We start from the raw sequence: 21,303 nt of genomic DNA on the forward strand, positions 1-21,303 counted from the left end.
GCTTGGTGCGAGCTGTGAGACTTCTCCGCAGATCAGCGCACCCGCCCTCGTCCGGACGCATCAACGGCAACTGACGGGTACGTGCAAATTATTTGGGATGCCCCGGAATGGAACCCCCAGGGCCCTCGGCTCGTTGTTCACGACGTGAGCACGACACCACCTGTTCTCGCCGCAGAGCTGGCACAGGCGTGGGCCGACATTCAGCGGCACCACCCCGAGCTGCCCGACCTTGCCGCGCCCGAATCCCTGATCGGAGAGTCGTCGTCCGCCTGCGGCGCCGAGCTCTCCTTCGAGCGACTGCTTCATGAGGCAGTCCATGGCATCGCCGCCTCGCGCGGCGTACGCGACACCTCACGTGCCGGCCGTTATCACAACCGCAGATTCCTCGCGATCGCCGAGGAGCTGGGGCTGGACCACCCCGAGGAGCCACACCCGAGCAGTGGCTTCTCGCTGGTCACGCTGAACCCCGAGGCAAAGAAGCGCTATCGCCCGACGATGGACCGACTGCAGCGGGCCCTGAAGGCACACACCGCAGCGACGACGGCGGACACCGCGCGCAGCTTCCGGGGGCCTGCCGCACGGCACGGCTCCTCCGGCGGCGGCGTGCGCGTGAAGGCGGTCTGCGACTGCGGGCGCAACGTCCGCGTCGTTCCTTCCGTGCTCGCCCAGGCGCCGATCATGTGCGGCGGCTGCGGAAAGCCCTTCCGAATCCCGGAAGGGGTCGCAGTGGGCGTGGGCTGAGCTGGAGCGGGGCGCCCGGTGCGGGTGCGGGCGCCCCGCCGACGTATGGCACAATGGCTAGCTGTACTCGACAGTCGCATAGGACCCCTCTCTCCTCCGGCTGACGCGTCCATCGGGCACTCGAGTACCGCAACCCCACGCGGTCATCACCGTTGTGCCCACCCACGTCAAGACCAGGAGACACCACTCCCGTGGCAGTCAAGATCAAGCTGAAGCGTCTGGGCAAGATCCGTTCGCCTCACTACCGCATCGTCGTCGCCGACTCCCGTACCCGCCGTGACGGCCGGGCCATCGAGGAGATCGGTCTGTACCACCCGGTGCAGAACCCCTCGCGCATCGAGGTCAACTCGGAGCGTGCCCAGTACTGGCTGTCCGTCGGCGCCCAGCCGACCGAGCCCGTCATGGCCATCCTGAAGCTCACCGGCGACTGGCAGAAGCACAAGGGCCTGCCGGCCCCGGCGCCGCTGAAGGTTGCCGAGCCCAAGGACAAGCGCGCTGCGTTCGAGGCCTTCACCAAGGGTCTCGAGGGTGACGACGCCAAGGGTGAGGCCATCACCCAGAAGGCCAAGAAGGCTGACAAGAAGGCGGACGAGGCTGACGCCTCGGCCACCGAGTCGACCGAGGCCTGAGCATGCTCGAGGAGGCTCTCGAGCACCTCGTGAAGGGCATCGTCGACAACCCCGACGACGTGCAGGTCGCCTCGCGCAACCTGCGCCGCGGGCGCGTCCTCGAGGTCCGGGTTCACCCCGACGACCTCGGCAAGGTGATCGGCCGTAACGGCCGCACCGCGCGCGCTCTGCGCACCGTCGTGGGCGCAATCGGCGGCCGCGGTGTCCGCGTCGACCTCGTCGACGTGGACCAGGTTCGCTGAACCGGGTTCGCAGAACCACAGCAGCACCGGCTCGGGCCGGGGAGGGCTTCAGGGCCTTCCCCGGCCCGTAGTCGTGGATGAGGAGAAACGCAGTGCAGTTGGTAGTCGCCCGCATCGGCCGTGCCCACGGCATCAAGGGTGAGGTCACCGTCGAGGTCCGCACCGACGAGCCCGAGCTGCGGCTCGGCCCCGGCGCCGTGCTCGCCACCGACCCCGCGGCCACGGGGCCGCTGACCATCGAGACCGGCCGGGTGCACAGCGGCCGCCTCCTCCTGCGCTTCGAGGGCGTGCGCGACCGCACGGGCGCCGAAGCGCTGCGCAACACCCTCCTGATCGCCGAGGTGGACCCGGAAGAGCTCCCTGAGGAAGAGGACGAGTTCTACGACCACCAGCTGATGGACCTCGACGTCGTCACCAAGGACGGCGAGGAGGTCGGCCGGATCACCGAGATCTCGCACCTGCCCTCGCAGGACCTCTTCATCGTGGAGCGGCCCGACGGCAGCGAGGTGATGATCCCCTTCGTCCAGGAGATCGTCGTCGAGATCGACCTGGAGGAGCAGAAGGCCGTCATCGACCCGCCGCCCGGGTTGATCGACGACCGCGCCGAGATCGCGTCCACGCGGGACGAGGCGTAATGCGGCTCGACGTCGTCACGATCTTCCCCGAGTACCTGGACCCCCTGAACGTCTCCCTCGTGGGCAAGGCACGCGCGCGTGGGCAGCTCGACGTCCATGTGCACGACCTCAGGGAGTGGACATACGACCGGCACAACACGGTCGACGACACCCCCTACGGCGGTGGCCCCGGCATGGTCATGAAGACCGACCCCTGGGGTGCGGCCCTCGACGACGTGCTGGCCGACGGGTACGAGAAGGGGGCCCACGGGCCCGTCCTGGTCGTCCCCACGCCCAGCGGCCGCCCCTTCACCCAGGAACTCGCCGTGGAGCTCTCGGAGCGCCCCTGGCTGGTCTTCACGCCCGCGCGCTACGAAGGCATCGACCGCCGCGTCACGGACGAGTACGCGACCCGCATGCCCGTCTACGAGGTCTCCATCGGCGACTACGTCCTCGCGGGCGGGGAAGCCGCCGTCCTGGTCGTCACCGAGGCCGTGGCCCGGCTCCTGCCCGGTGTCCTCGGCAACGCCGAGTCCCACCAGGACGACTCCTTCGCCCCCGGAGCCATGGCCAACCTCCTGGAGGGCCCGGTGTACACCAAGCCTCCCCAGTGGCGCGGGCACGGCATCCCCGACGTCCTCGTCAGCGGGCACCACGGCAAGATCGCGCGCTGGCGGCGGGACGAGGCGCTCCGGCGTACGACCCGCAACAGGCCCGATCTCATTGAGCGTTGTGACCCCAAGGCCTTCGACAAGAAGGACCGCGAGATGCTCTCGATCCTGGGGTGGCGGCCGGGGCCGGACGGCCGATTTGGGCGAGACCCCGAGGCCGTGGAAGAATAGAACGCTGCTGTACGTCCAGCGTGCGCCCCTGCCACAGGGGGAACGACGCCCGCCCGACGCGATCAGCTACCGAAACCTCATCAACACGTACCGCTGATGACCTGTGGCATCAGTGAAGAAAGCAGACGATCATGGCTAACCTGCTCGACTCCGTCGACAGCGCGTCGCTGCGCAGCGACATCCCGGCCTTCCGCCCGGGTGACACCGTCAACGTCCACGTCCGCGTCATCGAGGGCAACCGCTCCCGTGTGCAGCAGTTCAAGGGCGTAGTCATCCGTCGCCAGGGTGCCGGCGTGCGCGAGACCTTCACGGTCCGCAAGGTCTCCTTCTCCGTCGGCGTCGAGCGCACCTTCCCGGTGCACACCCCGATCGTCGAGAAGATCGAGCTCGTCACCCGCGGTGACGTGCGTCGCGCGAAGCTGTACTACCTCCGTGACCTGCGCGGCAAGGCCGCGAAGATCAAGGAGAAGCGCGAGCGCTGAGCTCCCGCACGGGTCCACAGCGGGGCCGGATAGCATCTGGCCCCGATGGACACCGAAGCACACCACACGGAGCGCGACCGCTCCTCCACACCCTCCGATTCCGGAGACGTCCCGCACGTCGCCGAAGCATCCGAGGAGACGGAGGAACGGTCGCGTTCCGTTTTTGCGTCGCTCGTCGACCGGCTGCCCGGGGGCGGGCTCACCCTGACGTTCCTGCTGTGCATCGGGGCCCTGCTCCTGGTCAGTGCCTTCGTGGTGCAGCCCTTCCAGATCCCGAGCGGCTCCATGGAGCCCGCGTTCCGCTCCGGGGACCGGGTACTCGTCAACAAGTTGGCGTACCGTTTCGGTTCCGAGCCACAGCGGGGAGACGCGGTCGTCTTCGACGGACGCGGCTACTTCGGAGAGGCCGACTACATCAAGCGGGTCGTGGGCACAGGGGGAGACCGGGTGGTCTGCTGCGACAAGCGGGGGAGGGTAGAGGTGAACGGCGAGCCGATCGACGAGCCGTACCTGTACCCGGGGGACGTCGCCTCCCGGGTGCCCTTCGACGTCGTCGTCCCCGAGGACAGCCTCTTCCTCCTCGGCGATCACCGCAGCGACTCCCGTGACTCCCGCGACCATCTCGGACAGCCCGGCGGCGGCATGATCCCCGTCGACGCGGTCATCGGCAGGGCCGACTGGATCGCCTGGCCGATCGGCCGGTGGACCTCCCTGGAGCGCCCCGACAGCTACGCGCGCGTGCCCGCACCGGGCGGCGCCCATGGGTAGCCGCGGCCGCACCCGTGGCGCCGGTCACCGGGTCGACACCCGGCTGCCCACGGGATCCCGGCCGACCGATGGCCCCGTCCTGCCGGGCCGGGCCGAGCGGCGCAAGCTCGCGAAGAAGGTCAAGCGGCGCAGACAACGCTCGGCGATCAAGGAGATACCCCTCCTCATAGGCGTGGCGCTGCTGATAGCCCTCGTCCTGAAGACCTTCCTGGTGCAGGCCTTCGTGATCCCCTCGGGGTCCATGGAGCAGACGATCCGGGTCGGTGACCGGGTCCTGGTCGACAAGCTCACCCCCTGGTTCGGATCGAAGCCGGAGCGCGGTGACGTCGTCGTCTTCAAGGACCCCGGCAGCTGGCTGGAAGAGGAACAGGGCAAGAAGAAGGACGACCCGGTGGTCGTCAAGCAGCTCAAGGAAGGCCTGACCCAGATCGGCCTGCTGCCGTCCGACAGCGAACGGGACCTCATCAAGCGGGTGGTCGGCGTCGGCGGCGACACCGTGAAGTGCTGCGACAAGAACGACAAGGTCACCGTCAACGGCGTGCCGCTGGACGAGCCCTACATCAACCCGGGGGACAAGCCCTCCGACTTCGAGTTCCAGGTGAAGGTCCCCGAGGGGCGCCTGTTCATGATGGGCGACCACCGGAGCGACTCGGCCGACTCCCGCTTCCACCGCACCGAGAAGTTCAGCGGCACGATTTCCGAGGACCAGGTGGTGGGGCGCGCCATGGTCATCGCTTGGCCCTTCGGCCACTGGCGCAAGCTGGAAGCACCGGACACATATGCGTCGGTTGCCGACGCGCGTGCGGGATCGGACATCGTCACAGGAGCGTCGCATAGGCTGACCCCTGACGATCGATACGGATTGATCCGGCTCCCGACCCCTGCGGAACTCCCGCTCGTTATGGGAGTGGTGGGCCTGCATCGCATCTGGGGCAGGCGGCGGCACGGACTGAGGAGTGGATGTGGGGGATTTGGCGGTCGGCGCACGATCCGGACACGAGGGGCCCGAAGATCGGCCGGGACGATCCGACGAGCCTGGCGTCGACGCCGTCACGGACGGTACGCCCCCCGGGAGTGACGCCGTGGGCGGCGACGGCGGCGACAGCGGCGCGACGCGCGAGCAGGACCCCGAGCGACCGAAGAAGAAGGCCCGGTCCTTCTGGAAGGAGCTTCCGCTCCTCATCGGCATCGCACTGGTCTTGGCGCTGCTCATCAAGACTTTCCTGGTCCAGGCGTTCTCGATTCCCTCGGACTCGATGCAGAACACGCTGCAGCAGGGCGACCGCGTCCTCGTCGACAAGCTGACGCCGTGGTTCGGTTCCGAGCCCGAGCGCGGCGAAGTCGTCGTCTTCAGGGACCCCGGCCACTGGCTGGACGGCGAGCCCACGCCCGACCCGAACGCGATCCAGCGGGTCCTCGGCTGGGTCGGCCTGATGCCGTCCGCCGACGAGAAGGACCTCATCAAGCGCGTCATCGGCGTCGGTGGCGACACGGTGGAGTGCAAGGGCACCGGCCCGGTGAAGGTCAACGGCAAGGCGCTGAACGAGCCGTACGTGTTCGCGGGCAACACCCCCTGCAGCGTCGACGACCAGGGCGGCCAGTTCAAGGTGACCGTCCCCAAGGGCAAAATCTGGGTCATGGGTGACCACCGGCAGAACTCGCTGGACTCCCGCTACCACCAGAAGCAGCCCGGCGGCGGCGCCGTCCCCGTGGACAACGTCGTGGGACGCGCCATCGTGATCGCCTGGCCGCCCACCCGCTGGGCGACGCTGCCCAAGCCCGACACCTTCGACCAGCCGGGCATCAACGCGCTCTCCAGCGCGGCGCCGGGCGCCCTCGGGCTCGCGGGTGCCGTGCCGCTCGTGCTGTGGCGCAGGCGCCGTCTCACGGTGGCTGCCGCGCGCGCCGCGAGGGTTTCTGGCGGCAGTACCGCCGGGTAGGGTGCCGTCCCAGATCGCCGATCTTCCGCCGTCCGTACGCACGGGCGGCGGGGTCGTCTCCGGAACAGGGGAGCACTGGGATGAGCAGGACACAACGGACGAACGAGGGCCACGGACGGCTCGGCAGCGTGCTGTCGGGCATCGCCGTGGCCCTCGGCTGTGTGCTCTTCCTCGGAGGCTTCGTCTGGGGCGCCTTCCTGTACCAGCCGTACACCGTCCCCACCGGGTCGATGACGCCGACGATCGGCTCGGGCGACCGCGTGCTCGCGCAGCGGATCGACGGCGACGAGGTGCGCCGTGGTGACGTCGTCGTCTTCGAGCAGTCCACCTGGGGCGACCTGCCCATGGTCAAGCGCGTCGTCGGCATAGGCGGCGACCGGATCGCCTGCTGCAAGGACGGCAAGCTGACCGTGAACGGCAAGGAAGTCGCAGAACCGTATCTTCCCGAGGGCAAGGGCGCCGCGGCCACCGGCATCCCCGCCACGACGGTCCCCAAGGGGCGCCTGTTCCTGCTCGGCGACGAGCGCAGCGGTTCGCTGGACTCCAGCGTGCACCTGGGCGACGGGGAGCACGGTTCGGTGCCGCGTGACGCGGTGCAGGCGCGGGTCGACGCGGTGGCCTGGCCGATGGACAAGTTCGGGATGCTGGAGCGGCCCGACGGCTTCGCCGACATGTCGGGCGGCATCTCCGAGCCCGGACCGCTGCGCATGATGGTGATCGCGATCGTGGCGGGCATGGTTCTCGTCCTGGGCGGCGCGGCCTACGGGCCGGTGGCCAAGCGCATGGGCCGTCGGCGGGCCGGCAGCCGTGCGCAGGAGACCGCCGGTGTCGGCTGACCTGCGCAGGGTCGCGCGGGTGATCCTGCTCGACCCGAGCGACCGCATCCTGCTGCTGCACGGCTATGAGCCGGAGGACGCGTCGAACGACTGGTGGTTCACGCCGGGCGGCGGTGTGGAGGGCGACGAGACGCGGGAGCAGGCGGCCCTGCGCGAGCTGCGGGAAGAGACCGGCATCACCGAGGTCGAGCTCGGCCCGGTCCTGTGGCGGCGCGTCTGCTCGTTCCCGTTCGCGGGGCGGCGCTGGGATCAGGACGAGTGGTACTACCTGGCACGTACGTCGCAGACCGCGATCGTCGCCGAGGGCCTCACGGAGCTGGAAAGGCGCAGCGTCGACGGAGCACGTTGGTGGACGTGCCGAGAACTGACCGAGGCTCATGAGACGGTGTATCCGACCAGGCTCGCCGAGCTGCTTCGCAGACTGCTCGACGAGGGGCCCCCGGAAAGGCCCGAGATCCTCGACACGGAAATCGTGTAGGGGCTCGCGGGGCTGACGCACAATAGGGGGACGCACGGCTGAAGGGGAACATGCCATGAGCGCCGAGGACCTCGAGAAGTACGAGACCGAGATGGAGCTGAAGCTCTACCGGGAGTACCGCGATGTCGTCGGGCTGTTCAAATACGTGATCGAGACCGAGCGTCGCTTCTACCTCACCAATGACTACGAGATGCAGGTGCACTCGGTTCAGGGCGAGGTCTTCTTCGAGGTCTCGATGGCGGACGCCTGGGTGTGGGACATGTATCGGCCCGCCCGGTTCGTCAAGCAGGTGCGCGTGCTCACGTTCAAGGACGTGAACATCGAGGAGCTCAACAAGAGCGATCTCGAGCTACCGGGCAGCTGAGCGGCGGCACGGCCCCGGCCCGGCCCGGCCCGGCCCCGGCACGGCACGGCGAAGTTCACTCGCGGGGGTGGCGGAGTTTTCCACAACCGGCGAGTAGTGCACCAAGATCCAATAGGTGCGGGCCGAGCCGTGACCGTGGATGTCGGAGGTGGTGCCGACATGAACGCACGGGGAGCACTCGGCAGGTACGGCGAAGATCTGGCCGCCCGACGGCTGGTCGACGCGGGGATGACGGTCCTGGAGCGCAACTGGCGCGCGGGCCGGACCGGTGAGATCGACATCGTGGCGATGGACGGCGAGGCCCTCGTCGTCTGCGAGGTCAAGACACGCAGAGGGGGCCGGGGCGGCTCCGCTCCCTTCGAGCATCCGATGGCGGCCGTCGGCCGGACCAAAGCGGAGCGGCTGCGCAGGCTCGCCGAGCGCTGGATCGAGGAGCGCGGCGGCCCACCGCCGGGCGGCGTCCGCATCGACCTGGTCGGAGTCCTCGTCCCGCGGCGCGGCGTTCCCGTGGTCGAGCACGCGTGAGGGGTGGCCTGATGGGCTTCGCGCGTACGTGTTCGGTGGCGCTGGTGGGCGTCGAGGGCGTGGTCGTCGAGGTGCAGGCCGATCTGGAGCCCGGGGTCGCGGCATTCACGCTGGTCGGGTTGCCGGACAAGAGCCTCACCGAGAGCCGTGACCGGGTCAGGGCGGCCGTGGTCAATTCCGGTGGCGAGTGGCCGCAGAAGAAGCTCACGGTCGGGCTGAGTCCCGCGTCGGTGCCGAAGGGCGGCAGCGGTTTTGATCTTGCTGTCGCCTGTGCCGTCCTCGGGGCGGCGGAGCGGATCGATCCACGGGTCCTCGCCGACATCGTGATGATCGGCGAGCTCGGACTCGACGGCAGGGTGCGGCCGGTCCTCGGGGTGCTGCCCGCGGTCCTCGCGGCGGCCGACGCGGGGTACGAACAGGTGGTCGTCCCGGAGTGCACGGCCGCGGAGGCCTCGCTCGTGCCGGGCATCTCGGTCCTCGGGGTGCGCAGCCTGCGGCAGCTCATCGCGGTGCTCACCGACGAGCCGGTGCCCGAGGAGGAGCCGGACGAGCCGGGGCGGCCCGATCCGATGCTCGCCGGGCTCTGCGTGCCGGGCACCGGCATCGGCACGGGCCTCGGCGGCGCCATGGACGACGCCCACGCGCTCGATCTGGCCGACGTCGTCGGACAGGCGGCGGCAAGGACTGCCGTCGAAGTGGCCGCCGCGGGCGCGCACCACCTCTTCCTGCAAGGACCACCCGGCGCGGGCAAAACCATGCTCGCGGAGCGCCTCCCGGCCGTCCTGCCCCGGCTGACGCGGGAGGAGTCCCTGGAAGTGACGGCGGTCCACTCGGTGGCGGGCATGCTGCCCCCGGGCAGACCGTTGGTGGACATCGCGCCGTACTGCGCACCCCACCACTCCGCGACCATGCAGTCGCTCGTGGGCGGCGGCAAGGGAATCGCACGGCCGGGCGCGGTGTCGCTCGCTCATCGAGGGGTGCTCTTCCTCGACGAGGCGCCCGAGTTCAGCAGCCGGACCCTGGACTCGCTGCGCCAGCCCCTGGAATCGGGGCACGTGGTGATCGCGCGCAGCGCGGGAGTGGTGCGGCTGCCCGCCAAGTTCCTCATGGTGCTCGCGGCCAACCCCTGCCCCTGCGGTCGGCACACACTGCTGGGCGACGGCTGTGAGTGCCCGGCATCCGTCATCCGCCGCTATCAGGCCCGCCTGTCGGGCCCCCTGCTCGACCGCGTCGACCTGAAGGTGGAGGTGGAGGCAGTCACCCGCTCCGAACTGGCCGGGTTCGGCACACCGGGGGAGTCCACCCGAACGGTCGCCGACCGGGTGCGCGCCGCGCGCGAGAGAGCGGCGGCTCGCCTGGACGGCACCGGATGGCGGACCAACAGCGAGGTCGCGGGACATGCGCTGCGCACCCGCTGGCCCGCGGCGCCCGGCGCGCTTGACGCGGCCGAACTGGACCTGGAGCGCGGATTCCTGACGGCCCGGGGCCTGGACCGCGTCCTGCGGGTGGCCTGGACCGTCGCCGACCTGGCGGGGCACGACAGGCCCCGCGCCCAGGACGTCGCCCTTGCGCTGCAGTTGCGCACGGGGGTCGCCCGGGGCGTGCCGATGGTCATCGGGGCGCCCTCGTGAGCGCCGATCCGCCGTCGGACGAGGAGCGACTCGCCCGCGTCGCGTTGACGCGGGTCCTGGAGCCGGGGGACGCGGTCGGCGGGCGGTGGTTGTGCGAGGTCGGGGCCGGTGAGGTGCTGCGGCGGCTCTCCGGACCGGAGGGCGAGGAGCGGCTGCCGGGGGTGACGGCGCGGCGGTGGGCAGGGCTGCGGGCGCGGGCCGTCGCGGTGCGGCCGGCGCGGGATCTGGAGGCGGCGCGGGACGTCGGGGCGCGGTTCGTGTGCCCGGGGGACGCGGAGTGGCCGGTGACCCTGGACGACCTGGGGGACGCGCGTCCGGTCGGGCTCTGGGTGCGGGGGCGGCCGTCCCTGCGGATGTGGGCCCTGCGGTCGGTGGCCGTCGTCGGCTCACGGGCCTGTTCGGGGTACGGCGCGCACATGGCGGGAAGTCTCGCCGCGGGGCTCGCGGAGCGCGGATGGGTGGTGATCTCCGGAGGGGCGTACGGCGTGGACGGTGCCGCACACCGAGGGGCGCTCGGGGCGGGCGGTGCAACCGTGGCTGTCCTGGCCTGCGGGGTCGACCGGCCCTATCCGCGCGGGCACGCCGGGCTGATCGGGCGGATCGCGGAACAGGGCCTCGTGGTGGGTGAGTTGCCGCCGGGGGACCATCCGACGCCGAGCCGGTTCATCCTGCGGAACAGAGTGATCGCGGCGCTGACCAGGGGAACCGTGGTGGTCGAGGCCGCGTATCGCAGCGGGGCGCTCGCCACGGCGCGCAGTGCCCAGGAGTTGGGGCGCTTCACCATGGGGGTGCCGGGGCCCGCGACCAGCGGCCTGTCGGCCGGGGTGCACGAACTGCTGCGGGGTGCGGGCGTGCTCGTGACCGATGCCGCCGAAGTCGTCGAGCTGGTCGGCGACATGGGGGAGCTCGCCCCGGCCCGGCGGGGGCCCGTGGTGCCGCGTGACCTGCTGGCTTCCGGGGTGCAGCGCGTCCTCGCCGCGCTGCCCGCGCGGGGGCGGGCGGCCGTGCGGGACGTCGCGATGGGCGCGGGGACGACCGAGGACGACGCGGTAGCGCGACTGTACGAACTTCAGTCGTTGGGGTTCGTCGAACGACACGGCGACGGCTGGCAGTTGACACGCCAGGCGATTCTGTCCGTCTTCGCTGGTGGAGGTGAATCGTGACCGAGCGTGTTCCGCCGGACGGATGACCCCCGACGACCTTGGGAAATCGTGGAGTTGGCGCATTAGCGCCGTCACGCAGAGCGACGGCGCCGACGCTCGGAGGGAGGTAGCGGAACGTATCTGCGCACGTGCGATCCCATACTCTTCGCACACTGCGACACTTCAGTCACGCTACGCTCACACAGATTCCGACGCGGACAGGCAACAGACGGACGACCTCATTCACTCCACGCACGCTCTTCACCGCTCCGGCGCGAGCGACTCCGATGATTCCACCGGCTCGCGCGACCTCCCCAGTTCACGGCAGAACGGCTCAAGGCGACGAATGCCCCAGCACACCTCAGGGTCCGATCGGGCAGCGGTTCCCCCCGCCGCCCGTAGCGGCGAGCAGGAGCGGCCCCCCGCGCCCTCGTCGCTGGACGAGTTGTGGCGGTCGTACAAGGACACGGGCGACGGGCGGCTGCGGGAGCAGCTGATCCTGCATTACTCGCCGCTGGTGAAGTACGTCGCGGGCCGGGTGAGCGTGGGGCTGCCGCCCAATGTCGAGCAGGCCGACTTCGTGTCGTCGGGGGTGTTCGGGCTGATCGACGCGATCGAGAAGTTCGACATCGAGCGGTCCATCAAGTTCGAGACCTATGCGATCACGCGCATCCGTGGGGCGATGATCGACGAACTGCGGGCGCTCGACTGGATCCCGCGCTCGGTGCGGCAGAAGGCCCGCAACGTCGAGCGGGCCTACGCCACGCTGGAGGCGCAGCTGAGGCGTACTCCCTCGGAGAGCGAAGTCGCCGCCGAGATGGGGGTCGCGCTGGAGGAACTGCACGCGGTTTTCAGCCAGTTGTCGCTGGCGAACGTGGTGGCGCTGGAAGAGCTGCTGCACGTCGGGGGTGACGGCGGTGACCGGCTCAGTCTGATGGACACGCTCGAGGACCACGCGGCCGACAATCCCGTGGAGGTCGCCGAGGACCGGGAGCTGCGGAGGCTGCTCGCGCGGGCCATCAACACGCTGCCGGAGCGTGAGAAGACCGTCGTCACGCTCTACTACTACGAGGGCCTCACACTCGCCGAGATCGGCAACGTACTTGGTGTGACCGAGAGCCGGGTCAGCCAGATCCACACCAAGTCCGTACTGCAGCTGCGCGCGAAGCTGGCGAGTTTTGGCCGCTGAGTGCGCTGAATCGTCCCTGCCCGGAGGGCGTGAGCGCGGGAGCGGCTCCCGCCCGCGGCGTCCCGTCCGTAAAGTGGAGCTGTGCCAAGGATTCGAGCGGCCTCCGTGGCCGAGCACCGGTCGATGCAACGCGGCGCCCTGCTGGACGCCGCGCGTTCCCTGCTGTCCGAAGGCGGTACGGAGGCGCTGACCTTCCCCGCACTCGCCGAGCGCACCGGGCTCGCCCGGTCCTCCGTGTACGAGTATTTCCGGTCGCGGGCGGCCGTGGTCGAAGAGCTGTGCGAGGTCGACTTCCCCGTCTGGGCGGCGGAGGTCTCGGCGGCGATGGAGTGCGCGGGATCGGCCGAGGGCAAGGTCGAGGCCTATGTGCGGCGGCAGCTGGCCCTGGTCGGGGACCGGCGGCACCGCGCCGTGGTCGCCATCTCCGCGAGCGAGCTCGACGCCGGGGCGCGGGAGAAGATCCGCGCCGCGCACGGCGGCCTCATCGCGATGATCGTCGAGGCGCTAGAGGACCTGGGCCACGAGCAGCCCCGGATGGCCGCGATGCTGCTGCAGGGCATCGTGGACGCCGCCGTGCGGCGCATCGAGCTCGGGGTGGCGGAAAAGCCGGACGCGATCACGGAGGCAGCCGTGGCCATGGCGCTGCGGGGAGTCCGGGGCTGAGCCCTCGCCCGTAGGCGTACAGCCCTCGCTCGTGGACGTACCACTCTCGTCCGTAGGCGTATGGGGGTGGCCGCAGTGGGCCCTGTGTCGGCAGTAGGCGTGAAGGGCCGTGGTGTTGCAGCCATGGGGGCAGGAGCGTCATCGGGTTCAGGTAGGTCTCGGCTCTGCGCAGGCCCCAGTGGAGACAGCTCGTCGGGCAGTGGCCCGTAGGGCGCTCCAGGAAGCCCACCGGGGCGCCCGCCGCGACCTCCGCGCCCTTCTTCACCGTGGCTCGCACCGGTTCGTACGTCGTGCGCAGGGGCGGGTCCCCCGTACCGTCCAGTTCCACCACGACGACGCCCCGGCCCGCCACCGGACCCGCGAACGAGATGCGGCCCGGCGCCACCGCCCGCACCGCGGCGCCCGGCTCGGCGGTCAGGTCCACGCCTCGATGGCCCGCGCCGTACGCGGTCGCCGGAGGGCTCCAGCCGCGGACGACCGGGGGTCGGGTGCCCACCGGCCAGGTCGAGGCCGGGGCCGGGGCCGGGGGCAGAAAGGTCACGAGCAGGGCCGCCAGCGTCGGCAGCAGCAGTTCTGGGCGCATGCGAGAACCGTCCCGTGCCGGGCCCGTCCGCAGGGATCATGGACCGATTCTGTGGACGATCTGCCGGTTGTGGAAAACCCCGTCACCCGTGCAGGGGAAGCGCTGCCACCCGTGCAGGGGAAGCGCCGTCACCCGGGCTGGGGGAGCGCCGCCACCCGGTCGCGGGAAGCGGCTCACCTGGTCAAGGGAAGCGGCGTCACCCGGTACCTCGCGGGTCCCGTACACTTCTTGTGGCGATCCGGGTCACCGGGTCGACTTCGCACGCCCCGACATCTGGCCATGAAAAGCCGGTGTCAGCGCCCCTCGGTCCCTTGTGGCAAGGCGCAACGCGGGCGTCAGGCGCGAGTGCCGTCCGGCACACGCGGCACAACCGAGAAAATCAAGGAGAACGGCCATGGCCGTCGTCACGATGCGGGAGCTGCTGGAAAGCGGCGTCCACTTCGGTCACCAGACCCGTCGTTGGAACCCGAAGATGAAGCGCTTCATCTTCACGGAGCGCAACGGCATCTACATCATCGACCTGCTCCAGTCGCTGTCGTACATCGACCGCGCCTACGAGTTCGTCAAGGAGACCGTTGCCCACGGCGGCACGGTCATGTTCGTCGGCACGAAGAAGCAGGCGCAGGAGGCCATCGCGGAGCAGGCCACCCGCGTCGGCATGCCCTACGTGAACCAGCGCTGGCTGGGCGGCATGCTCACCAACTTCTCGACCGTCTACAAGCGTCTGCAGCGCCTCAAGGAGCTCGAGCAGATCGACTTCGAGGACGTCGCCGCTTCCGGTCTCACCAAGAAGGAGCTTCTCGTGCTCTCGCGCGAGAAGGCCAAGCTGGAGAAGACCCTCGGTGGTATCCGCGAGATGTCCAAGGTGCCCAGCGCCGTCTGGATCGTGGACACCAAGAAGGAGCACATCGCGGTCGGCGAGGCCCGGAAGCTCAACATCCCGGTCGTCGCCATCCTCGACACCAACTGTGACCCCGACGAGGTCGACTACAAGATCCCGGGCAACGACGACGCGATCCGCTCCGTCACCCTGCTCACCCGCGTGATCGCCGACGCCGTCGCCGAGGGCCTCATCGCCCGTTCCGGCGTTGCCACCGGTGACTCGAAGCCGGGCGAGAAGGCCCAGGGCGAGCCGCTGGCCGAGTGGGAGCGCGACCTGCTCGAGGGCGAGAAGAAGGCCGAAGAGCCGAAGGCCGACGAGCCCAAGGCCGAGGAGCCGAAGGCCGCCGAGGCCGAGGCCGAGGTTCAGAAGTCCGCCGAGACGGAGAAGGCTGCCGACGCCGAGGAGGCCGAGGCCCCCGCCGCGGCCGCGGACGCCGAGCAGGCCTGACCTCACAGGTTCGGTAGTTGACGGCGGGGGCCCGATCGGCCCCCGCCGTTCACCCGTAGACCTCCGTAGATCTTTCAGACTTCGAGAGAGAATTTTCGATCATGGCGAACTACACCGCCGCCGACGTCAAGAAGCTCCGTGAGCTCACGGGCGCCGGCATGATGGACTGCAAGAAGGCGCTCGACGAGGCCGAGGGCGACGTCGACAAGGCCGTTGAGGCGCTCCGTATCAAGGGCCAGAAGGGCGTCGCCAAGCGCGAGGGCCGCTCCGCCGAGAACGGTGCCGTCGTCTCCCTCATCGCCGACGACAACACCTCCGGTGTCATCGTCGAGCTGAAGTGCGAGACGGACTTCGTCGCCAAGGGCGAGAAGTTCCAGGCCGTGGCGAACAACCTCGTCGCCCACGTCGCCAAGACCTCCCCGGCCGACCTCGAGGCGCTGCTCGCGTCCGAGATCGAGGCCGGCAAGACCGTCCAGGCGTACGTCGACGAGGCCAACGCCAACCTCGGCGAGAAGATCGTCCTGGACCGCTTCGCGCAGTTCTCCGGCACCTACGTGACCGCGTACATGCACCGCACGATGCCCGACCTGCCCCCGCAGATCGGTGTCCTCGTCGAGCTGGACAAGGCCGACGCCGGCCTGGCCAAGGGCATCGCGCAGCACATCGCCGCCTTCGCGCCGAAGTACCTCACCAAGGAGGACGTGCCGGCCGACGTCGTCGAGTCCGAGCGCCGCGTCGCCGAGGAGACCACTCGCGCCGAGGGCAAGCCCGAGGCCGCGCTCCCGAAGATCGTCGAGGGTCGCGTCAACGGCTTCTTCAAGGAGGCCACCCTCCTCGGTCAGCCGTACGCGCTGGACAACAAGAAGTCGGTCGAGAAGGTTCTCGCCGAGGCCGGTGTCACCCTGAAGCGCTTCTCGCGCATCAAGGTCGGCATCTGAGTCCGTACCGCGATCGACGGTAGACCCAGATAGGGTCGACAGCGGTCGCCCGCGCACGGTCCTCGTGCGCGACGTACGACCGCAGGATCTGACGAGGAGGCCACTGCCGAGCATGGGATGCGAACGACACCCCACCGGCAGTGGCCTTCTTCGTATGTGTGCCGAGTAAGAGAAGCGAGAACCACATGACCACCCAGGCCGACTCGAAGAGTGATGACGGCAAAGTTGCCGGACGCTTCCTGCTGAAGCTCTCCGGCGAGGCGTTCGCCGGTGGGGGAGGCCTCGGGGTCGACCCCGACGTGGTGCACGCCATCGCCCGCGAGATCGCCGCCGTCGTCCGTGACGGCGCCCAGATCGCCATCGTCATCGGCGGAGGCAACTTCTTCCGCGGTGCCGAGCTCCAGCAGCGCGGCATGGACCGGGCCCGCTCCGACTACATGGGCATGCTCGGCACCGTCATGAACTGCCTCGCGCTGCAGGACTTCCTGGAGAAGGAAGGCATCGACTGCCGCGTCCAGACCGCCATCACGATGGGACAGGTCGCGGAGCCGTACATTCCGCTGCGTGCCGTGCGCCACCTGGAGAAGGGCCGCGTGGTCATCTTCGGTGCCGGTATGGGCATGCCGTACTTCTCCACCGACACCACCGCCGCACAGCGCGCCCTGGAGATCGACGCCGAGGCGCTGCTGATGGGCAAGAACGGCGTGGACGGCGTCTATGACTCCGACCCGAAGACCAACCCCGACGCGGTGAAGTTCGACTCCCTCGGCTACGGCGAGGTCATCACGCGCGACCTCAAGGTCGCCGACATGACCGCGATCACGCTGTGCCGGGACAACAAGCTGCCCATCCTGGTCTTCGAGCTGCTCTCCGAGGGCAACATCGCGCGGGCCGTCAAGGGTGAGAAGATCGGCACACTCGTGGGCGACCAGGGAAGCCGGGCCTGACCCCGAAGGACCTGGGCCAGCCTCAAGGAACGTACGCGAGACGGCCCTTGAGGGGATGGACAAAGCCCTGCCGGTCGGACACCGTGCAGGAAAGAGACGCGACGCAGCCGGCCGCCCCGTGCTAGCCGGGCCACTCAAGACACGCAGGAGCAAGTGGTGATCGAAGAGACCCTCCTCGAGGCCGAGGAGAAGATGGAGAAGGCCGTCGTGGTCGCCAAGGAGGACTTCGCCGCGATCCGCACCGGCCGTGCGCACCCGGCGATGTTCAACAAGATCGTGGCTGACTACTACGGCGCGCTGACGCCGATCAACCAGCTGGCCTCGTTCTCGGTGCCCGAGCCGCGGATGGCCGTGGTGACCCCGTTCGACAAGAGCGCGCTGCGCAACATCGAGCAGGCGATCCGGGACTCCGACCTCGGCGTCAACCCGAGCAACGACGGCAACATCATCCGGGTGACCTTCCCCGAGCTTACCCAGGACCGCCGCAAGGAGTACATCAAGGTCGCCAAGACCAAGGCCGAGGACTCCAAGATCTCGATCCGGTCGATCCGTCGCAAGGCCAAGGAGGCCTTCGACAAGGCGATCAAGGACGGCGACGTCGGCGAGGACGAGGGGCGCCGCGCCGAGAAGGAGCTCGACGACACCACCGCGAAGTATGTCGCCCAGGTGGACGAGCTGCTCAAGCACAAGGAAGCCGAGCTGCTCGAAGTCTGAGCCGAGGCTCGAGTCCGAGGAATCAGGGAATCCATCCGTGAACGACTCTTCCTGGGGGGCGCCGCCCAGATCCGGGTATTCGGGGCCGTCCTACCAGGGGCCCGGCCAGGGGGCGACCCCGCCAGGTCCCGCGTACGATGCGCAGGACGCGCTGTTTCCGTCTGAGACGCAGCCCATGCCCATCGTGCCCGACGTACCCGTGAACGGCGGAGACCAGGACGACGACCGGGGGGCCACTCGGATGGGCGGCCCCCTGTTCCGTGACGAGCCTCCGCAGGAGCCCATGCCCAGCGCACCACAGCCGCAGCCCGCCCCGGCAGCACCGCAGAAGAAGAGCGCGGGCCGCGATCTCGGGGCAGCCATAGGAGTCGGTGTAGGACTCGGCGCGGTCATCGTCGCGTCGCTGTTCATCGTGAAGGCCGTCTTCATCGGCGTCATAGCGGTCGCAGTCGTGGTCGGCCTCTGGGAGCTCACCTCCCGCCTGGAGGAGCGCAAGGGCATCAAGGCGCCGCTCGTGCCGCTCGCGGTGGGCGGCGCGGCGATGGTCGTCGCGGGATACGTCCGCGGGGCCGAGGGCGCGTGGGTCGCGATGGCCCTCACCGCGCTCGCCGTCCTGGTCTGGCGCATGACCGAGCCGCCCGAGGGCTATCTCAAGGACGTCACGGCGGGGGTTTTCGCCGCCTTCTACGTTCCTTTCCTCGCCACCTTCGTGGCGCTGATGCTCACCGCGGACGACGGCCCGCAGCGGGTGCTCACCTTCCTGCTCCTGACCGTGGTCAGCGACACCGGTGCGTACGCGATCGGCTGGCGCTTCGGCAAGCACAAGCTGGCCCCGCGCATCAGCCCCGGCAAGACCCGCGAGGGCCTGGTCGGCGCAGTCACCTTCGCGATGGCCGCGGGCGCGCTGTGCCTGCAGTTCCTCATCGACGACGGCGCGTGGTGGCAGGGTCTCGTGATCGGTTTCGCGGTCGCGGCGAGCGCCACGCTCGGCGACCTCGGCGAGTCGATGATCAAGCGTGACCTCGGCATCAAGGACATGGGCACGCTGCTGCCCGGCCACGGCGGCATCATGGACCGCCTGGACTCCCTGCTGCCGACGGCGCCGGTGGTGTGGCTGCTCCTCGTGGCCTTCGTCGGCACCGGCTGATACCTGGTCTGACCTGCGTAGATGTGCGTGAGGGGTCCGTTGTCCACAGGGCGGCGGGCCCCTTGCCGTATGTCTGCGACACTGGAAGGACCATGCCTGTACCCGGAGAACTCACTTTCGTCGCGCCCCGCGGTGCCAAGAAGCCCCCGCGGCACCTCGCCGACCTCACGCCCGCCGAGCGCAAGGAAGCCGTCGCCGCCATCGGCGAGAAGCCGTTCCGTGCCAAGCAGCTCTCGCAGCACTACTTCGCGCGGTATGCGCACGACCCGGCCGAGTGGACCGACATCCCGGCCGGGGCGCGCGAGAAGCTGCGCGAGGCGTTGCTGCCCGATCTGATGTCCGTGGTGCGGCACATCAGCTGTGACGACGACACGACGCGCAAGACGCTGTGGCGGCTCTTCGACGGGACGCTCGTCGAGTCCGTGCTCATGCGGTATCCGGACCGGGTCACCATGTGCATCAGCTCGCAGGCGGGCTGCGGCATGAACTGCCCGTTCTGTGCCACGGGGCAGGCCGGTCTCGACCGGAACCTGTCCACCGGTGAGATTGTGCATCAGATTGTCGACGGCATGCGGGCGCTCCGGGACGGCGAGATTCCTGGTGGGCCTGCCCGGCTGTCGAACATCGTGTTCATGGGCATGGGTGAGCCGCTGGCCAACTACAACCGGGTGGCCGGGGCCATTCGCCGCCTCACCGACCCGGAGCCCGACGGGCTCGGTCTCTCGCAGCGCGGGATCACCGTGTCGACGGTGGGCCTCGTGCCCGCCATCCACCGGTTCTCCGACGAGGGCTTCAAGTGCCGCCTCGCGATCTCGCTGCACGCGCCGGACGACGAGCTGCGCGACACCCTCGTGCCGGTGAACACGCGCTGGCAGGTGCGGGAGGTGCTCGACGCCGGATGGGAGTACGCGGCCAAGTCCGGGCGCCGGCTCTCCATCGAGTACGCGCTGATTCGCGACATCAATGACCAGGCGTGGCGCGGTGACCGGCTCGGGCGGCTGCTCAAGGGCAAGCCGGTGCACGTGAACCTCATTCCGCTGAACCCGACGCCGGGCTCGAAGTGGACGGCCTCGCGGCCCGAGGACGAGAAGGCCTTCGTGGAGGCCATCGCCGCCCATGGTGTGCCGGTCACGATTCGGGACACCCGGGGTCAGGAGATCGACGGGGCGTGCGGCCAGCTCGCCGCTGCCGAGCGGTAGGCGAGCGGCAGGCGAGAGGTAGTCTGGCGGGCGTACGGCTCCGTACGAGTACACACATCTGCATATTCCGACAGGGGAGCGCCACAGCGCTGAGAGTGCGGCACCTTGGACAGGTGGGCCGCAGACCCTCTGAACCTCGCCCAGGTCATTCTGGGTAGGAAGTTCGGGCATCACTCAAGCTGTAGCGCCCTGCCCGCGTGCCGTCGGTGCGCGGGCGGGGCCGCGTCTTCTCCTGGTCACCCAGGAGGAAATTCAGTGAGCACCACCAAGAAGGTCTCGTTCACCGCCGTGGCGGTGGGCATCGGGCTCGTCGCCGTCTCCGCGTGCGGCAGCTCCGACGGCGGGTCGGGGAAGGCCGACTCCAAGAGCGTGACGCTCGTCAGTCACGACTCCTTCAACGTCTCCAAGGACGTGCTGCAGGACTTCGAGAAGCGGTCCGGGTACAAGGTCAAGGTCCTCAAGGACGGTGACGCGGGCGCCGCCGTGAACAAGGCGATCCTCTCCAAGGACAACCCGCAGGGCGATGTCTTCTTCGGGGTCGACAACACGCTGCTGTCCCGGGCGCTCGACAACGGGCTCTTCCAGTCGTACGAGGCCAAGGGCTCGGACAAGATCAAGCCCGCGGTCCGGGCCGACGGGGACAAGCACCGGGTCACGCCCGTCGACAGCGGTGACATCTGCGTCAACTACGACAAGAAGTACTTCGCCGACAAGAAGCTGGCGCCGCCGAAGTCCTTCGAGGACCTGACGAAGCCCGCGTACAAGAACCTGCTTGTCACCGAGAACGCCTCGACCTCCTCTCCCGGCCTCGGCTTCCTGCTCGGCACCGCCGCCAAGTACGGGGACGACGGCTGGGAGAGCTACTGGAAGAAGCTCAAGGCCAACGGCGTCAAGGTCGTCGACGGCTGGGAGCAGGCCTACAACGAGGAGTTCTCCGGGTCCGCGGGCGGCAAGAAGGCCAAGGGCGACCGGCCGCTCGTCGTCTCCTACGCCTCCTCGCCGCCCGTCGAGGTCCTCTACGCCGATCCGCAGCCGAAGCAGGCGCCGACCGGCGTCGCGACCGGCACCTGCTTCCGCCAGGTCGAGTACGCGGGCCTGCTCAGCAACGCAGGGAACGAGAAGGGCGGCAAGGCGCTCCTCGACTTCCTCGCGGGCCAGGAGTTCCAGGAGGACATGCCGCTGAAGATGTTCGTGAACCCGGTGCGTGAGGGCACCAAGCTGCCGAAGCTGTTCACGGAGCACGGCGTGACGGTGGACAAGCCCGAGACGCTGGACCCGAAGAAGATCGCCGACAACCGCGAGCCGTGGATCAAGTCGTGGACCTCGCTCGTACTGAAGTAACCGAAGGAGCCGACGACA

The 21,303-nt window shown here is 69.4% G+C and carries 25 protein-coding genes and 1 riboswitch; of the genes, 24 read left to right on the top strand and 1 reads right to left on the bottom strand.

The features are described from left to right. Positions 1 to 144: 144 nt before the first annotated feature. From ABZV77_RS17985 to ABZV77_RS18065, 17 genes are all read left to right on the top strand, one after another. Complete coding sequence (locus ABZV77_RS17985) at positions 145 to 741, top strand: hypothetical protein (protein ID WP_055569034.1); 597 nt, start codon at positions 145 to 147, stop codon at positions 739 to 741. A 191-nt stretch (positions 742 to 932) separates the two neighbouring features. After that, positions 933 to 1,370: a 30S ribosomal protein S16 gene (gene rpsP, locus ABZV77_RS17990; protein WP_356257241.1), complete on the top strand. Its 438-nt coding sequence runs from the start codon at positions 933 to 935 to the stop codon at positions 1,368 to 1,370. Positions 1,371 to 1,372: 2 nt separating this feature from the next. Beyond that, positions 1,373 to 1,612, top strand: coding sequence for an RNA-binding protein (locus ABZV77_RS17995; RefSeq protein ID WP_014176063.1), 240 nt, complete (start codon positions 1,373 to 1,375; stop codon positions 1,610 to 1,612). 92 nt (positions 1,613 to 1,704) lie between these two features. Continuing rightward, on the top strand, positions 1,705 to 2,247 hold the full coding sequence (gene rimM, locus ABZV77_RS18000) for a ribosome maturation factor RimM (RefSeq protein WP_356257244.1): 543 nt from the start codon (positions 1,705 to 1,707) through the stop codon (positions 2,245 to 2,247). Further along, complete coding sequence (trmD, locus tag ABZV77_RS18005) at positions 2,247 to 3,068, top strand: tRNA (guanosine(37)-N1)-methyltransferase TrmD (protein ID WP_356257247.1); 822 nt, start codon at positions 2,247 to 2,249, stop codon at positions 3,066 to 3,068. The genes rimM and trmD overlap by 1 nt, the downstream gene beginning before the upstream one ends. A gap of 131 nt (positions 3,069 to 3,199) precedes the next feature. Further along, on the top strand, positions 3,200 to 3,550 hold the full coding sequence (rplS, locus tag ABZV77_RS18010; protein ID WP_356257250.1) for a 50S ribosomal protein L19: 351 nt from the start codon (positions 3,200 to 3,202) through the stop codon (positions 3,548 to 3,550). A 45-nt stretch (positions 3,551 to 3,595) separates the two neighbouring features. Next, the gene (gene lepB / locus ABZV77_RS18015; RefSeq protein WP_356257253.1) at positions 3,596 to 4,318 is read left to right on the top strand and encodes a signal peptidase I; all 723 of its coding nucleotides are present in this window, start codon (positions 3,596 to 3,598) and stop codon (positions 4,316 to 4,318) included. After that, positions 4,311 to 5,396 (top strand): signal peptidase I, encoded by a 1,086-nt coding sequence (gene lepB / locus ABZV77_RS18020; protein WP_356257256.1) that lies wholly within the window; start codon positions 4,311 to 4,313, stop codon positions 5,394 to 5,396. The genes lepB (ABZV77_RS18015) and lepB (ABZV77_RS18020) overlap by 8 nt, the downstream gene beginning before the upstream one ends. Then, positions 5,281 to 6,258 (top strand): signal peptidase I, encoded by a 978-nt coding sequence (gene lepB / locus ABZV77_RS18025; protein ID WP_356257259.1) that lies wholly within the window; start codon positions 5,281 to 5,283, stop codon positions 6,256 to 6,258. Before lepB (ABZV77_RS18020) ends, lepB (ABZV77_RS18025) begins: the two co-directional genes overlap by 116 nt. Positions 6,259 to 6,338: 80 nt before the next feature. Then, on the top strand, positions 6,339 to 7,094 hold the full coding sequence (lepB, locus tag ABZV77_RS18030; protein WP_356257262.1) for a signal peptidase I: 756 nt from the start codon (positions 6,339 to 6,341) through the stop codon (positions 7,092 to 7,094). After that, positions 7,084 to 7,572 (top strand): NUDIX hydrolase, encoded by a 489-nt coding sequence (locus tag ABZV77_RS18035; protein ID WP_356257264.1) that lies wholly within the window; start codon positions 7,084 to 7,086, stop codon positions 7,570 to 7,572. Before lepB (ABZV77_RS18030) ends, ABZV77_RS18035 begins: the two co-directional genes overlap by 11 nt. Positions 7,573 to 7,627: 55 nt before the next feature. Beyond that, positions 7,628 to 7,936: a DUF2469 domain-containing protein gene (locus tag ABZV77_RS18040; RefSeq protein WP_005311352.1), complete on the top strand. Its 309-nt coding sequence runs from the start codon at positions 7,628 to 7,630 to the stop codon at positions 7,934 to 7,936. Positions 7,937 to 8,065: 129 nt separating this feature from the next. Then, positions 8,066 to 8,461, top strand: a complete 396-nt coding sequence (locus ABZV77_RS18045; protein ID WP_356257267.1) for a YraN family protein — start codon at positions 8,066 to 8,068, stop codon at positions 8,459 to 8,461. 11 nt (positions 8,462 to 8,472) lie between these two features. Then, a complete protein-coding gene (locus ABZV77_RS18050; protein WP_356257269.1) occupies positions 8,473 to 10,092 on the top strand; it encodes a YifB family Mg chelatase-like AAA ATPase in 1,620 nt (539 codons plus the stop codon). Further along, on the top strand, positions 10,089 to 11,255 hold the full coding sequence (dprA, locus tag ABZV77_RS18055; protein WP_356257271.1) for a DNA-processing protein DprA: 1,167 nt from the start codon (positions 10,089 to 10,091) through the stop codon (positions 11,253 to 11,255). Before ABZV77_RS18050 ends, dprA begins: the two co-directional genes overlap by 4 nt. Positions 11,256 to 11,580: 325 nt before the next feature. Further along, on the top strand, positions 11,581 to 12,423 hold the full coding sequence (whiG, locus tag ABZV77_RS18060) for an RNA polymerase sigma factor WhiG (protein WP_356257273.1): 843 nt from the start codon (positions 11,581 to 11,583) through the stop codon (positions 12,421 to 12,423). Positions 12,424 to 12,528: 105 nt separating this feature from the next. Continuing rightward, positions 12,529 to 13,086 carry a helix-turn-helix domain-containing protein gene (locus tag ABZV77_RS18065; protein ID WP_356257662.1) on the top strand — a complete coding sequence of 186 codons (558 nt, stop codon included), beginning with the start codon at positions 12,529 to 12,531 and terminating at the stop codon, positions 13,084 to 13,086. Here ABZV77_RS18065 and ABZV77_RS18070 read toward each other — a convergent pair. Beyond that, positions 13,040 to 13,669: a M23 family metallopeptidase gene (locus tag ABZV77_RS18070; protein ID WP_356257275.1), complete on the bottom strand. Its 630-nt coding sequence runs from the start codon at positions 13,667 to 13,669 to the stop codon at positions 13,040 to 13,042. The genes ABZV77_RS18065 and ABZV77_RS18070 overlap by 47 nt on opposite strands. Positions 13,670 to 14,063: 394 nt before the next feature. Between ABZV77_RS18070 and rpsB the strand changes: the two genes are divergently transcribed. From rpsB to ABZV77_RS18105, 7 genes are all read left to right on the top strand, one after another. Then, complete coding sequence (rpsB, locus tag ABZV77_RS18075; protein WP_356257277.1) at positions 14,064 to 14,999, top strand: 30S ribosomal protein S2; 936 nt, start codon at positions 14,064 to 14,066, stop codon at positions 14,997 to 14,999. Positions 15,000 to 15,100: 101 nt separating this feature from the next. Beyond that, positions 15,101 to 15,937 (top strand): translation elongation factor Ts, encoded by an 837-nt coding sequence (tsf, locus tag ABZV77_RS18080; protein WP_356257279.1) that lies wholly within the window; start codon positions 15,101 to 15,103, stop codon positions 15,935 to 15,937. Between the two features lie 185 nt (positions 15,938 to 16,122). Next, the gene (gene pyrH / locus ABZV77_RS18085) at positions 16,123 to 16,884 is read left to right on the top strand and encodes a UMP kinase (RefSeq protein ID WP_150215952.1); all 762 of its coding nucleotides are present in this window, start codon (positions 16,123 to 16,125) and stop codon (positions 16,882 to 16,884) included. Between the two features lie 156 nt (positions 16,885 to 17,040). After that, positions 17,041 to 17,598, top strand: coding sequence for a ribosome recycling factor (gene frr / locus ABZV77_RS18090; protein ID WP_055565944.1), 558 nt, complete (start codon positions 17,041 to 17,043; stop codon positions 17,596 to 17,598). 37 nt (positions 17,599 to 17,635) lie between these two features. Then, the gene (locus ABZV77_RS18095) at positions 17,636 to 18,745 is read left to right on the top strand and encodes a phosphatidate cytidylyltransferase (protein ID WP_356257282.1); all 1,110 of its coding nucleotides are present in this window, start codon (positions 17,636 to 17,638) and stop codon (positions 18,743 to 18,745) included. A 92-nt stretch (positions 18,746 to 18,837) separates the two neighbouring features. Continuing rightward, positions 18,838 to 19,944: a 23S rRNA (adenine(2503)-C(2))-methyltransferase RlmN gene (gene rlmN, locus ABZV77_RS18100; RefSeq protein ID WP_356257284.1), complete on the top strand. Its 1,107-nt coding sequence runs from the start codon at positions 18,838 to 18,840 to the stop codon at positions 19,942 to 19,944. A 62-nt stretch (positions 19,945 to 20,006) separates the two neighbouring features. Next, positions 20,007 to 20,123: riboswitch (TPP riboswitch) on the top strand. Between the two features lie 76 nt (positions 20,124 to 20,199). Beyond that, positions 20,200 to 21,285 carry a thiamine ABC transporter substrate-binding protein gene (locus ABZV77_RS18105; protein ID WP_356257287.1) on the top strand — a complete coding sequence of 362 codons (1,086 nt, stop codon included), beginning with the start codon at positions 20,200 to 20,202 and terminating at the stop codon, positions 21,283 to 21,285. The last annotated feature ends 18 nt before the right edge of the window (positions 21,286 to 21,303 follow it).

The organism is Streptomyces sp. NPDC004732 (genome assembly GCF_040609235.1).
GTDB lineage: Bacteria > Actinomycetota > Actinomycetes > Streptomycetales > Streptomycetaceae > Streptomyces.